This window comes from Leptospira chreensis (assembly GCF_016919165.1).
GTDB lineage: Bacteria > Spirochaetota > Leptospiria > Leptospirales > Leptospiraceae > Leptospira_A > Leptospira_A chreensis.
In genome coordinates this window covers 79,730-94,676 of the sequence record NZ_JAFFPS010000031.1, presented here as the reverse complement: position 1 = coordinate 94,676, position 14,947 = coordinate 79,730, and the positions used below count along the sequence as shown (strand labels likewise).

General features: G+C 40.3%; 10 protein-coding genes. 1 reads left to right on the top strand and 9 read right to left on the bottom strand.

Translation table 11 applies throughout. The features are described 5' to 3' along the window. From JWG41_RS09845 to JWG41_RS09825, 5 genes are read right to left on the bottom strand one after another with little or no spacing between them, the layout of a single operon-like run. Entirely contained in the window at nucleotides 1–1,755 is a 1,755-nt protein-coding gene (locus tag JWG41_RS09845; protein WP_205269754.1) for a Kelch repeat-containing protein, read from the bottom strand. Then, on the bottom strand, nucleotides 1,748–3,601 hold the full coding sequence (locus JWG41_RS09840) for a Kelch repeat-containing protein (protein WP_205269753.1): 1,854 nt from the start codon (nucleotides 3,599–3,601) through the stop codon (nucleotides 1,748–1,750). Before JWG41_RS09840 ends, JWG41_RS09845 begins: the two co-directional genes overlap by 8 nt. Further along, nucleotides 3,588–5,102, bottom strand: coding sequence for a Kelch repeat-containing protein (locus JWG41_RS09835; RefSeq protein ID WP_205269752.1), 1,515 nt, complete (start codon nucleotides 5,100–5,102; stop codon nucleotides 3,588–3,590). Before JWG41_RS09835 ends, JWG41_RS09840 begins: the two co-directional genes overlap by 14 nt. Further along, nucleotides 5,086–6,387, bottom strand: a complete 1,302-nt coding sequence (locus JWG41_RS09830; protein WP_205269751.1) for a caspase family protein — start codon at nucleotides 6,385–6,387, stop codon at nucleotides 5,086–5,088. Before JWG41_RS09830 ends, JWG41_RS09835 begins: the two co-directional genes overlap by 17 nt. A 16-nt stretch (nucleotides 6,388–6,403) precedes the next feature. Beyond that, on the bottom strand, nucleotides 6,404–7,984 hold the full coding sequence (locus tag JWG41_RS09825; RefSeq protein WP_205269750.1) for a methyl-accepting chemotaxis protein: 1,581 nt from the start codon (nucleotides 7,982–7,984) through the stop codon (nucleotides 6,404–6,406). Nucleotides 7,985–8,091: 107 nt separating this feature from the next. Here JWG41_RS09825 and JWG41_RS09820 point away from each other — a divergent pair, with 107 nt between their 5' ends. Continuing rightward, nucleotides 8,092–8,829, top strand: coding sequence for a pirin family protein (locus tag JWG41_RS09820; protein ID WP_205269749.1), 738 nt, complete (start codon nucleotides 8,092–8,094; stop codon nucleotides 8,827–8,829). A 170-nt stretch (nucleotides 8,830–8,999) separates the two neighbouring features. Here the strand turns inward: JWG41_RS09820 and omp85 are convergent, their stop codons facing one another. From omp85 to asd, 4 genes are read right to left on the bottom strand one after another with little or no spacing between them, the layout of a single operon-like run. Beyond that, a complete protein-coding gene (omp85, locus tag JWG41_RS09815; protein ID WP_205269748.1) occupies nucleotides 9,000–10,421 on the bottom strand; it encodes an Omp85 family outer membrane protein in 1,422 nt (473 codons plus the stop codon). A 5-nt stretch (nucleotides 10,422–10,426) separates the two neighbouring features. Then, complete coding sequence (pyk, locus tag JWG41_RS09810) at nucleotides 10,427–11,860, bottom strand: pyruvate kinase (protein ID WP_205269747.1); 1,434 nt, start codon at nucleotides 11,858–11,860, stop codon at nucleotides 10,427–10,429. 4 nt (nucleotides 11,861–11,864) lie between these two features. Beyond that, nucleotides 11,865–13,868 carry a hypothetical protein gene (locus tag JWG41_RS09805; protein WP_205269746.1) on the bottom strand — a complete coding sequence of 668 codons (2,004 nt, stop codon included), beginning with the start codon at nucleotides 13,866–13,868 and terminating at the stop codon, nucleotides 11,865–11,867. A gap of 15 nt (nucleotides 13,869–13,883) precedes the next feature. Continuing rightward, on the bottom strand, nucleotides 13,884–14,933 hold the full coding sequence (asd, locus tag JWG41_RS09800; RefSeq protein WP_205269745.1) for an aspartate-semialdehyde dehydrogenase: 1,050 nt from the start codon (nucleotides 14,931–14,933) through the stop codon (nucleotides 13,884–13,886). Between the last annotated feature and the right edge of the window lie 14 nt (nucleotides 14,934–14,947).

The window sequence follows — 14,947 nt, the reverse complement described above, 5'->3', positions numbered from 1 at the left end:
CTAATGGATAAGTCCGTAATATTCCGTTTCATGATGAAACATTCCACCAATTTCCCCACCAAGAAAAAACAATGTTCCATCCGAAAATTTGACACCACTATGTTTTGATACACTATACTTGGCCATACCCATATCAAAAAAACTATTACTCTTTCCATAATCCAGTTTTTCTATGGTTCGACTTGGTTCACTTGTATTATAACGGTAAGCACCACCATAAAACAAAATCCCACCATCGGGAAGTTCTGATGCAATACTCCACTCTCTACGAATTTTGGAATTTGCTATGGTAAATATTTGATTTCGTGTTTTATCAAATAACATGGTAGAGTTGTTTAAGTTGGATAGCTGAGCACCATAAATCAAAATATTTCCATCTAATAACTTCATACATTTTAATGCACCAACAGGAACCGGCAAGGTTGGACCCCAGGAAAACGTTTCTGTCGTCGGATCAAAAAATTCCGTTGTATCTTTCGGTGAAAAAATCCCGTCCGTACCACCAATCACGAGCACTCTTCCATCATCGAGTAACACCGAACAAGAAAATGATCTAGGTGTCATCATTCGATTGGTAATTTCTCGAAAATTGCCTGTTGCCGGATCATATATCTCAGCAGTATTCGAAGAAGTAAAATAAGCAGGTCCTACGGGCGCATAATCCCGAATCCCACCAAGTACAATTACTTTGCCATCTTGAAGTTTGACAATATTATGTAAATGCCTTCCCCCATTCATACTCCCGGTAGGGGTAAAGGCTGTTGTTTCTGTATCAAAAATATAACTAGCGGTCATTGTATAGGCCGTGTTAGATGGAAGTCCACCAGTGATGAGTAATTTTTTCCCATCCAACATCACTCCTCTTTCTCCTTGAAGATTCTCAGGAAGGCTGGGGTTTGTTAGGACAAAACTAGTGGCTCCTTTACGCAAAATTTCAGCACTCGAATTCTTTCCGTAAATGGCAATCACATCTCCGTTGTCGTTCTGAAAGGCATCAAACTCAGATCGACCACGATTTAAGGATGGTCCTTGTACAAGCCCAATGAACTGAACCGTGACGGAATTCGAAACAAGATTGGATGCATTGTCTTTTGAATTCGAAAACTGTAAAGTAAGAGAACCAGGCCCATTTGATGAAAAATTAGTTTCGAAATACACTCGGTAACTCGTTTCAGTTATCTTTTGTACTGAGCGAAGTACAACGGAGGAAGCAAGCGATCCACTTAAAATAGGTGGTCCAAAATTGGCCAAGGGTTCAGAGCTGGTGAAGTCCCAATACCGAGTCGAGAAAAATGTATAATCTGTAATTGGTATATATCCATTTAAGGAAACCGTTGGAATTTGTGTATCGATGATAATAGGGAGTTTATCTTCAAGCAGAGTTTCTCCTGCTGAGGAAACGATTCCAGAGAGAACCAATTCGTAGCGACCATCATCTGTTAGGGGGTCAAAGGTGATGAGCAGTCGATCCGATTCAATTTTAGAAAATTGAATGTTTGAAAAAATACTTTGGTTTGACTCTGCAAGATAATTGGTATCTAAACTTGCGAGTTCTCGGTTACATTGCAAAAGAACCTGGTCTACATTACCGAGAGACTTCCCATTTGCATTCGTTGAACAGCTAAAAGGACTGGAATAAAAAAACGCACTTAGGATTACCCCGGCTGTGGATTTTTGATCGTACAAATTCCTATATTCGGAAGGGAACATACATCCAATCAAAAACAGAAATATGAAAGAAAATAATTTATTCAAAACTATATTCCTCCGTGTTCCCAAGAATTTCACCTATCCTACCACCAAGAATCATTCCTCCACCGGCCGAAGAATAACGGATATCACATCCTTCCCAACGAGCATTTAAGGAACGACTTGTCATATAAAATCGATTGATTGATTCCGACCATGACTCTGTATCATGAATGGAATCAAAAGTGGAGCCATTGATGGTTCGGTATTCCAATCCACCTGCAACGATGAGTTGATCTTTTCCATAAGGAAAAAGAAAGGAAGAACCCCATTCTCTTCCAAACAATAAATTTTTATGATCTCTAATCGTATCTGTTACTGGATTATAAATCTGAGCACGTAATACTGGTTGGCTAATATCAAAACGAGAATTCACACCACCGAGAATCAATATCTCTCCATTAGCCAATTCATGGGAGAAATGATTGAATCTTTTATAAACTTTGGCAGAGGAGTTGGTAAGAGTTTTAGAATTGATATCGTAGACTGCAATTGAATCCAAAGCATATGCATTAAAATCGTTCGGCATGGGGCCCGTTACGTCAGATCTTTCCCCTCCAAAAATCACCACCTTACCAGAGGAATGCGAAAGAGTTTGGGTTTGTTTGCCCCGAGAATCGGTCAAATCCCCAATGGTTTCTACCGTCATAGCGGCTGGGTTATGGGTAATATGAACTAATTCTACCATAGCAACGGATTGGAATGGTTTAAAGGGACTTAAACCCCCAACTACCAAAACATCTCCATTCGGAAGAACGGTCATTTTATGTAACTGACGAGGTGTTGTCAGCTGGGGACCCTCAGTCCAAGTATTTGTGACCGGGTCATACACTTCAGTGGATGTGAGACTTCCATTGGATGGGTCCCCCACCTTACCACCAAACCCACCAGAGACAAAAAGTCTTCCATCTGCAAGTTTGACCACATCAAATTCTTGCCTGCGGTAAATCATCTCAGGGGCAGAAACAAACTGTTTGGAAACCGAATCATAAAACTCTGCGTGACTCAAAGTTCCATTGCCATTGATGAGAACATCTTTTTTGGCCCTTCCACCAAGAACGATTCTCCGTCCATCATTCAGTTCAATACCAACACAAGACCTTCTCGCCACATGTAGATTAGGCCCACTTTTGAATGCAAATACATTCACTGGAACCATCATTGTCCCGTGTGAATTAGAGGCTTTGTCTTTCACATTCAACAATGAAATGGTCAGTATACCACCATTCGAATTAGGATTTCCTGCAAACAACAAACGTATATTACGCGATGAAACAATAACATCAGAAACAACAAGACTGTTTTTAGCAGTCCCAGTCAATGTAACCTGGGATAAGTTTCCATCCCATACAATGTCTTCATTAGAAACAATATCCAAAAAACCAGACTGCAATTCAGAAATATCGATTCCATTTCCAGTACGGAGTTCTAAACCCGGCGGTTGTGAATCAATTTCAAACTCAAAGTTTTCTGGATTCACCAAAAGTGATTCGTTTAAATAATAATCCTTCAGGTTGATACTGAACTTACCATTTGTAATGGATGGTTTCATGCGGACTTCATATAAATATCGACTTCGAGGAATGATCTGGGAAATAGGACTCACTCCAGGTCCAGAAACTGGTAATTTTAAACCGTCAATTCTTCCCGTAAAATCATGGTTAGTGGATACATAAATGGTGCCGCCAGGTTGCACGCGATTTGTTGAAAACTCCATATTCACTATAGGTTCAACACCCAAAAGAAGTAACCCTAAACTGGTTTGTGAGTTTGGATCAAATATGTTTTTACCTGGAGTCACTTTACAGGATACAAAACATAAAAGTAGAAATAGGAATTTAATCTTTTCCATACAATTCTACTCTTCTGTCATTTAATACGGAATCGCCAAAAATAACAATCCCTCGACTAGTTTGGATGGCAGTATGTTCCGACCGTGCATCCATCATTGTATCGACTATGAAATTTTTCTTTTCTATATGATCGTATAATTCCAAAATTCCAGATTTATAATAAGTATCCACTCCGCCAGTGTAAAGGATTTGAGAATTGGAAAAAGGAACAATGGAACTTCCATTTTTAAAACGAGTTGTGAACCCATGGATTTTTGTTACTAAACTCCCCTCGTTCCAAGATTCAATACTCCGAGAACCCACACCACCGCCCATAACACCACCCAAAACCAATCGATCCCCTCCAGGCATCACGATGCTTTTAACATTGGATCTGGAAGTAGGCATAACAACAGAAGAAGCAGTTAACGTTTGAGTATTAACATCCAAACTATAAATAACATTGGAATAAAGAGCATAAGGATCGAGGCGATCCCTTCCTCCAAAAAACAATACCTTATTTTTATTGGCATCATACTCTACAAATTGAAAGAAAGTATTGATTGGAAAATTGGAACTAGAACTCATCACTGTGAAAGTTGTATTTTGTATGGATATGAGTTCATGGTCATTAGTGATGGCAGATGGATCATTCCCTACTTGAAACTGTCCGCCAGAAACAAGTAAGTTCCCATCCGGCAAACAAACCATAGTATGACCATACCTTCTCTTCTGCATCAGAACAGGAAGCTCTACTACTGTTTGATCAATTCCATTGATTTGATAAATTCGATTATTAATCTGAGAATTGGTTGTGGCAGTTCCAGCAACCGTTTTACCACCCGACACATAAACAAAACCGCTTGAGTCAGTACAGATTGCCATTCCCACCAAACTTTGATTTAATGGAGGGAGAAGGGTAGATAACCCAGTTTCAGGATTAAAAATTTCGACAGTGGATACAGTGTTCCCCGCAATCGAAACTCCTCCTACAAGTAATATCCTTCCATCTAACAAAGATGTGGACGTGATATTGCCTTTTGCTTCAGAGATCGAACCAATATAACGAGGGTAAGGGAATTTGAACTCGAATTCTTTTCCAGAAAAAGAATCAAATCCTAAGGACTCTGGTCTTTGGATGGATAAAGAAATGGGTTCTCGCCATTCGGAACGAGAGGATACCGAAAACAAAACACGAATCTTTGATTCCGAAAGTGGGAATACATCTCTAAGTACCAAATCGTCTTTATAATTTTCTGATACATGGAAGTTATTTTTTGTAAAATGATAGGCAACAGGTTCACTGAGATCTAAATCTAATATTTCTGTTTTGATAAAAGATGGATAATCGTTTGGTTGGTATCTGGATGTAATTTGAATTTGATTGGGAAAAACTAAAGTAGATAAAACCGCAACCGAACCGCCAGTTAAAGTTGTAGGATCAAAAGCATTCTTAGATTCGCCAGGGATTGTACAATGGCAGAATATTAAAGTTATGAATAGACTAAAACTGCATCGCATATCCTAACTTCCCTATTCTGTCCATTCCCATATAACCTTGGTTTTCCCAATGAAATTCGAGCCAAACACCCGACTTTTCTTTAGGATTGGGCCCTAACAGATAAAAATCAAACACATTTGCCGACCAAAGTATCAGAAGTGCCGTGAGGGCCTGGGAAAGATTTGTTCGAGATGCCTCCATCCTTTGGCGGTGAGGTTCGATCAAATAATAGTTTAGAGCGACTGTTTCAGCTATGCGCGGGTTTGGTGGGATTCCTACTGCCGATTCATAGGCGGCCTTGTCATGTCTATAGGTATTGTACTGATATCCTGCATACAAAACTCCCAAGGCAAAGATCGACATATACACCTTCCCTTTTTCTTCTTGGCCACGTGCATATTGTCCCCAACCAGGAAAAAGAAAAGAACGAAAGGCATAGGTCGGATTGTACGGATTGAACAAAGGGGCATCGGCAAGGGATGTCTCTGGATTGACTGCGTAGGTAAGGATGGTATCTTCGGATTTCTCCGCATATTCCTTGGTGTATGGCTTTTGTAATTTCTGATTGGCTTTGGACCACTCTTTCAAAGAAGAAATTACATAGTTCGACAATTCAGAATAAGATACCTCACCATTAAAGTTGGAATCAGCTCTACCTTCCAATCCATAGATCAGAAATTTGGTAAAAACACCATATCCAGACTTTGGATCTTCAAAACTAGAATACCCAACTTTGGTAGAATAAAACACAGATACAATTTCTGAATCACGAAAGGAAGTTGCATCCAAATACTTTCGACCTTCCTCTCCTTTCCCGTCTTCTGGGTTACGACAAGCATCGATAAAGAAAACAACTCGTTTCAATTTGTACTTTCTTGTCATTTCCAGAAGTTGTTCCACTGCAATTCCGGACTCAAAAGGTTTTAAGGGGTTTGCATCCTCTGGAAGCAAATATACCTTATCGTTATAATCAACCACGCCATGACCCGAAAAATAGAAAACAAATAGGTCATCGGGTTTCGTTTCTTCTAATAATGCTTCAAAGTTTGATAGGATATTGTACTTTGTTGGTGTTGAATTGACGGAACCTTCCTGAACCAAGGTTTGAATTCGATTGTAAGAACCGTAACTAAACAAAATCTTAGTCATACCCAAGGCATCACTTTTGGCTGTTTTTAAATCACCCAAACTCAATTCTTTATATTCGCTGACTCCAACGACGAACCCAAATCGTTTGGAGGTCGAATCTGCAAACAAAATAGTAGGTGTAGTCAAAAATAAGAATATTAGAATTTTTGATTTCATGAATAATGGTTATTTATTATTTGGAAGCCAAATCGGCAGCTTGTTTTTCCAAACTTAAAGTATTCTCACCTACTTTTCTAGCATTAATCACTACTTCTCTGTTGATTTCAGCCATTTTTTGAACGACTGCCACCATCTGGTCTTTGTCCCTATTTAACAATTTAGATTCTTGGTCCAGTTCCCGCGAAATGGACTCGATCAAATCCAGTGATTCTAAAACTTCATTATTCACATCTTTTTGGGAACTGATTTTGTTCGTTGCGGTTTTAATGACTCCACTCAATAGCTCATACTTGGACTGCAACGCCTCGGTTTGTTTGAGGGAAACCGAAGCTAGTTCGGTACCTTCTTGGATGAAGCGATTGGAAGTGGTGATGATTTTTTTAATCTTTGTGGCATTTTCATTCGAATTTTCAGCCAATTTGGCAACTTCCTGAGCCACAACCGCAAACCCTCTTCCATGTTCCCCGGCCCTTGCGGCTTCGATGGATGCATTGAGAGCGAGTAGATTGGTTCTGTCTGCAATCTCCGCCATAATATCGTTCACTTCACTCACTTCTTTTTGAGATTCATTCACTGATCTTAATCTTTCTTCTAAATTTTTAACGGTTCCCGAAAGAACATTACTTCTATCTTGGAAATCACTCATATTGGAATTCAATTCTTCTACAACGGTTCCAATTTCAGTGATACTTGATTTAAGCGTATCTGATTTATGATTTAATAAACTGATTTGGTTGTGTTGCTTTCCAATATTATCCACTGAGGTTTGGATACTTTCCGAAAAGGAAGAAACAAACTCGGTCAATTCATGGATGGATTTATCTTGAGATTCAATTTGTAAGTTAAAGTCAGTTGTGATTTCACGAATGGATGTTAAAGTTTTGATGAGTTCCGAGCCTACCTTTACCAAATCACGATTTAAGTTATCGGCAGTAGACTTTTCAATCTCAGCAATCTTTTGTCTTTCTTCCGATTCATTTTTGATTTCATTTAATAAATTGAGAACGGCAGAAGTTAGGTATCCAAAACAAATCAAAAATAATATTTTGAAAACTTCATTTGAGATACCAACCGTACTCTTTTGGCTTTGGAATCCCTCCACCTCTTTATACTGAACCCCTTGTGTATAACCAATTACCAAAATTAGGATCAGACAAAAAGCAGAGTAATAGGTACTCATGAGTAGAGTTCGTTTTGAAAATAAAAACGCAGAATAAACTACATAAAAATAATACAACACATAGAGAGTGGGTGACTTGATTAAGTCGGCAGCAACCCCGCTCCCACCCAAAAGGCCGGAAGCTGTGACTGCAAAAAGGACTGTGATGTCCATAAGGATGAGCACCTTTGGGAAAAACGCGTTTAACCTTTCCTTTTTGAACAGGTAGGCCTGGAGCCCTCCATACAAAAACATACAAGTAATCCCCACCAAATAACTTGTGGTTTGTAATGTGGTTGAGGTTTTATAGGAACCGAGAGTCGCTATGATATAAAATCCCGCCAAAAGAAACCTGACTCGATTTACATACACCGGACCCAATTCTACCCAGCTCTTTTTGGTTTTTATTGATTCTAAACTAGTTCTCGTCGACATAGGATGATGATCGGGAAAGGAAAGTGAAAGGGAAGTGATTTTCTTTTTTTACTCCCTGAAAACAAAACTCTGTTGACAAATTATAGTTTAATATTAAACTATTCAATATGGAAACATTAAAAACCAACAGCAATTCCGTAGAAAAAAAACTTCACCCCGCATCCGAGCGTGGCCATGTCAATTTCGGATGGTTGGACAGCCACCACTCTTTCAGTTTTGGCCATTGGTACCATCCCGAAAAAACAAACTTTGGAGCCCTCCGTGTGTTGAATGATGACATGGTGGAACCGAGTATGGGATTTGGCATGCACCCGCACCAAAATATGGAAATTGTTTCCATCCCTCTCTTTGGAGAGTTGGCCCATAAAGATAGTACAGGTACGAATGGGATCATTCAGACGGGGGATGTGCAAATCATGTCTGCTGGTTCAGGAATTATGCATTCGGAATTCAACCATAGCAGTGAAAAGAAAGTGAGTTTCTTACAAATTTGGATCCTTCCGAAAGTAGCAGGCATCGAACCCAGGTATGCCCAAAAAACTTTTTCGGAAGCAGGCAGGGTAAACCGATTCCAAACCGTAGTCTCCCCGATTGATGAAGAAGCCGTATGGATCAACCAAGATGCCTACTTTTCTTTGGCAACTTTAGATCCAGGAAAGGAAATCTCTTATCAAGTCCATGCACCGGGCCAAGGGGTTTTTACTTTCCTCATCAATGGAAAACTCAAAGTGGAGGATACCATTTTGGAACGTAGAGATGCCGTGGGACTTTCCGGAAAGGATGAATACAAGTTTCATGCAGAAGTGAAATCCGAACTTCTAGTGATTGAAGTTCCGATGAAGTGAAAGACAAACATTCGAAGAGGGAGGAAGTTATTTTTTCTCCTTCTCGATAGAATCAATACAGAGTTAAGGAAGTTCGAAATTTCTTTGGTCTGTATTGTTTTTGTTTCCCAGATTAAGATTTCCCCTGACCAATTTTAGATTTTAACCTCTATCATCTAGAGGAGTGAAAACTAATACGTATGCCCCATGTCTATATAAAACAATTGGTCTTCTTTGGAAGATGCGTAGTCGATTAAGATCACTGTGGCCTGGTCCCAAATGAGGCGGAGTCCTACCCCACGGGCATGTTTATAACCAAGTGCATTCACATCGCGAAGTTTGTCCCAAACGCGGCCGACATCATAAAACGGAACAATACTTAGTTGAAAGAACTGGCCCCAAAGAGAAAAACTTCCCACACGGTATCGTAACTCAATATTATAGAACCCAATCACAGGGCCAAAAAATCGTTCCTGTCTGTACCCACGAAGTGTATTCTGCCCTCCGAGAGCACCAAACGGACCATCGATGGAAAATAGATACCGGTATTCAAAAAAAGGAACATTCCCTTCAATTTTAGTCAAAGCCACACGTTGGGCGATCACAAACTCTTCAAAGAGTTTTGGGAATGGTTGGTAGAAATTCTTTGCCTGTGCAAAATGTCGGATATAATTAAAATCCGAACCAATCGTACGTTCTGCTTTATTGATATTGTATTCAACAAGCCAACCCTGATCCGGATCCGGCTCATAATCTCTCGTATCATAAGCGATCCCCCCGCGCACATAATTTAGATGTCCCCCATTGATACCAATGATTTTCCCTGCATTCGCATCTTCTGTGATTTTAGAACTATCTTCTACTGCGGGAACTTTGGCGCCTGTTATTGGGTCAAATGCTTCTGTGGAAGTTCCGTCATACCGCCTAACGGAATTTTTCGAGAACTCCACTCCTCCCCAAACTCGAAAGACCTGGAATATGGTTTTATCCGCAGCAAATTGTCCATAGGTAGTTTCAAATTGGTAGTCATGGTAACGTTGGTTCGATGTGAATTCTTTACCTGGCCCACGATTGCGTGCAAAGGAATTTGCATTTTCGAAATCGGAGAAAGTAGCATTACGGGTAATCCGGCTTCCATCCATATTCCGATCTTTGAAATAAAGTGGCTGCAGACTCTCCGTTCCCACACCAAAGTATTGATTGTATAAACTAACATCGCGCCCCACATAGGCTCTAAGTCTGTAGGCAGTATCCGCAAAATATGGTGCATCCCAAGCCAAATAGTGGCTCTGTGTTCCACGGTTGGTATTATACACTCCTATATTAAACATATGTTCGTAGGGAGTGTATTTGAATGAAGAATCGGTTTTGGTTCCGTTATAGAAAATATTTGCGATTACCCCAAGGCCAGCACCACTCACGGCATCGTTTCCAAACCGTGGAAGGCCCGTGGCATACCAACCTTCTTTTTTGTTGGTCAGTTCCTTCTCGTCTAATTTTTTGAACTCACCGAGCCACTCGGGTACATCGGATTTTCTTTCTTCGGCAACGAGTGGAACGGATATCCATGTTGATACAACGACCAACACAGAAATCAGATTCCGAAAAATCATTGGAGTTATTTGACTTCGCGGACTTGGATGGTTTCGACTCTTTCTTCACCAGCGATAATATCAGATAATATTACCACTTTTTCTCCCATTTGGAGGTAACCATTATTCACAAGAGTTTGGATGGCAAGTTTGATGGTCTTTTCTGGGTCGGAGGAAAAATCAACTCGGTAAGGAATCACTCCCCTCGTGAGCCAAAGCTTCCGCCTAACGGACGTCATATTTGTAAACGCGTGAACAATGGGATATTTCGGATGAAACGATGCTAAGTTATTGGCCGTAATCCCACGACGAGTGATAGCAATGATAGCATGAGCTTGCATGGAATCGGCTAAGTTTGCCGCAGAACGAGCCATTTCTTCTTTTTGGTCTTTTGGTTTTCTTTGCGCCGCAAGTCCTAGGTTGATGGACATCTCCATACGACGTGCAATTTTATCCAACATTTCCACACAACGCACAGGAAATTTCCCCATCGCCGTTTCGCCGGACAACATAATCGCATCGGCCTCTTCATAAACCGCATTGGCAACGTCTGTTACCTCTGCTCTTGTAGGAGAAGGATTCTGGATCATAGATTCTAATAAGTGGGTAGCAACAATGACACGTTTCCCTTCTTCTTGGCAACGTTTGATGATTCTTCTTTGTACAATCGGAAGTTCTTCGATCTCGATCTCAACACCCAAATCCCCGCGAGCGACCATGATCCCATCAGATTCTTTGATGATGGCATCTAAGTTTTTTAAACCTTCTTGGTCTTCAATCTTTGCAATGATTTGTGCATGGTGATTTTTTTCATCGATGATTCCGCGAAGTTGGATCACGTCTTCCTGGGAACGAACAAAAGATAACGCCACAAAATCAATATCCTCTTCCAACCCAAAGATAATGTCTTTGAGGTCTTTCGGAGTGATTGACGGCAAGTTGACGCGAATCCCTGGCAAATTGATATGTTTTCTAGATCCGAGTTTTCCACCATCTAACACGGTACAAACGAGTTCGTTTTCACGAATCTCTTGCACCGCCAAGTTGATCAGCCCATTATCCACAGTCACCTTGTCACCGACTTTTAAATCTTTAACAATATCACGGTAGTTTACAAAGACACTTTGGGCTTCAGCTTCCATACCAGGAATGATATGAAAAGTAAAAGTCTCCCCCACTTTTAAGTGGAGGTCATTTTGTACATCCCCAGTTCGAATCTCCGGCCCTTGGGTATCCAAAAGGATGGAGATGGGTTGTTTGTGTAATTCATCTTTGTTTAAAGATTTTATGATACGAATGATCTTTCTATGAAACTCATGATCCCCATGGCTCATATTGAGTCTTGCGATATTCATTCCAGCCAAAGCCAAACTTCGGATCATATCTTTGGAGGCGGTCGCAGGACCAATGGTACAAACGATTTTTGTTTTTCGAGCTCTTAGTTGTTCAATAGCAGGCATAATTTTAAGGTTTCAATCTAGGTAAGATTCTATTCAGAAACTCTAATTGCGATTCCGCAATGTCAAATTTCTCTTGGTTCGGAAATTTTTCGCTCCGTTGGCGGTCACTTTCGGCACTGACTTTGTCTAAAAGTTTTTTGCCGTGCCGTTTTAGGTAACCAGTAGAAATAAGAATGGGCCAAGGGAATTTTTCTCTTTGGTTTCGGATAGGAAAACTGTAGATTTCCTTTCCCCCAAACTTCTTCAAAAAAAAGATCAGATTTTCTTCGGTAAACTTCCCATTCAATTTGGAAAGGACATACTCACGATCTGGATACACTCCAAACTCCCAAGCTTCATCTAAAATACGAATGATGGCTTCAATGGATTCTTTCCATTTTTTCTCTTCTTCTGGACTTCCCTGTTTGACTGGTTCCGAAGAATCCTCTTCTCCACCATTAAAACCGGCTGTAGATGCAGAAGTCTGTTGTGACTGTTTGGATTTTCTTTCTGCATCTTTCTCCGCTTCTTCCCGATCCTTCAAACGAGCTTTCACAAGTCGGTCTTTTTCCTGTGCTATCTTTTTGACTTTTTGATTCGCCAAATCTCGGTTTAACTGTTGTTGCAACCTTGCTTTGATAGGAGGGATTTCAAATTTATGAACCGTCATACTGCCCATAATCATTCTCCAAATTCTTGTGAAAAATGGGAGGAATTGGAACAGACTTTGTGCCTCGATCTCTTCTAAGAGTCGCTTAGGACTTTCATCATTCAAATGGAGAGTGACATTCATTTGATTGAGAACTCGAATTTCTAAATCAGAATGTTTGATTTGAAAAGTTCTTTTGGCAGACTCAATGGCCTGAGGAATACAAGACTTATGAAGGATAAATTCATTATAAACTTTGTTGTCTGCGTATTCTGTATATAGAAGTTCTGGTTGTGAGAGAAGGTTCGCACGGAACTCATCGGTAAGTGGTTCCCCACTCACACGAAGTAAGTTGACCTCAACAATACGCCCGGCCTCTGCCAAAAACGCCATCAAATCATCAACTTGTTGTTTGCGTTTCTGTTTCTCTTCTCTTTCTTTATCTTTTTCTATAATTTCATTTAAAACCAAACACTCTTCTATAAGAGTTTTTTGGTCTCCGTAAGAATCATTCATATACCCTTTAATTTCTGTTAAGAGGTTGCGAGGGTTATTCCATGAATCTTCCGTAATTTCCCCCATAACCCCTAAATTCTTTAGGGCCGGGTAAATGGTATTTTTTGTATAATCAATGTATCCATCATAACGATCTGCAATTTCAGAAGGGCGATTGTAGAGAAATACACTTTTGTTGGCAGGTCTTGATGCCGAATCATTCCGAAAGAAAAACAAAACCTTATCATCCACCAATTGTTTCAAAATGGGTTTTAAATGGATGATGATAGTGGCATCCTTTTGCACTTTTGTTTTGTCATAGGGGCATTGGAATAAATTTCCAATTTCAGTAGATGCATAGGTATCAAACAACCGGTTGGAATCCACCGCCGCCTTGATGACCTTACGCATTTTTTCTTTTCCCACATACTTTCTTTTTTCGTTAAACCAACCCTTAATAGCGGCAGTAGAAAGTTCATTGAGACCCAGTGCATAACGAAACGCAGTGCCCCCATCAGAGGTTGTGGGTCTTGCAAATACAGTATTGTGTTTGATAAAGGTCTTTGGATTTTCAGGATCCCCTGGTTCATTCGGATGAAACTCGAGGACATTCATCTTTCTGATGATCGCAGGATTTTGTTTATAACTGAGATCGATTACATAGTTTTCTGTACGATCTCTGTCAATCGAACTATCACGTTCAATTTGTTCTACATTGGGAAGGACTTTGTTCTGTAAAAACTTATCCGTCCATTCAAAGATCACAAGTAAAACTTTATAGATCCCTTTGTACGAAAAATCCCCCCGTGAATCCATAGCCTGCACCTTTTGGAGGCAGGCGGTGTAATCCATTACTTTTAATTCCGGGAGGTTTGGATCCAACATGTATTGGGTGAGTCCTTAGTTAAAAAATCCTTTTTTATACAATAACTCTGCATTCAAAATCGCAGCACCAGCTGCACCTCGAATCGTGTTATGCGACAGTACTACCCATTTCCAATCTAGGATTGGATCTTCCCGAAGCCTTCCGACAACGGTAGTCATTCCTCTTCCTGTCTCTAAATCGAGACGTGGTTGGGGCCTATCATTTTCTTCGCGGTAGAGAATAGCCGGATTTGGTGCAAACGGCAATCCCAATTTCTGCGGTTCCCCTTGAAAATCGGCCCAAACCTTAAGAATCTCTTCTTTTTTTGGTTTTTTATCGAAGGAAACAGAGACACAAACGGTATGTCCGTCAAAAACGGGAACCCGATTGCAATGAGCCGAAATTTTAAAATCTGCAGATTTGATGATTCCATCTTTCACTATTCCCAAACATTTCTGTGGTTCTTCTTCTGCTTTGTCTTCTTCGCCACCAATATAAGGCACAACATTTCCAAGGATGTCCATAGTCGGAACACCAGGGTAACCTGCTCCGGAAATTGCCTGCATAGAAAATAACATCACTGACTTCAGTCCAAAAGCATCCATCAGAGGTTTCAGTGAAATCGTAACACCCATAATCGTACAATTAGAATTGGTAATGATTTTACCTTTGGTCTTTTGGAATTGTAAAACATCCAAATGGTGTGCGTTCACTTCTGCAGAAAGAATCGGAACGTTCGGATCCATTCTATGATTTTTAGAATTGGAAAGAACCATCACACCCGCTTCTGCATAGGCCGTTTCTACTTCTCCTGCAATGGAAGCATCAAGACCGCTGAACACGAGTTGCACGCCCTTCGTCAATTCAGGATTTGGTAACGTAATGATAATGTCTTTAGCGTAAGCAGGGATATCGGATGAAATCTTCCAACGAGATTTCATTACCTCACCATAAGTTTGGCCGGCACTTTTTTCTGAAGCTGCCAAATGAGTCACCGTGAAATAAGGGTGATTCTCCAAAAGTTGAATGAATCTTTGACCGACGGATCCTGTTGCTCCCAGGACTCCAACTTTGATTTTTTCCATAAAATTCCTTATCT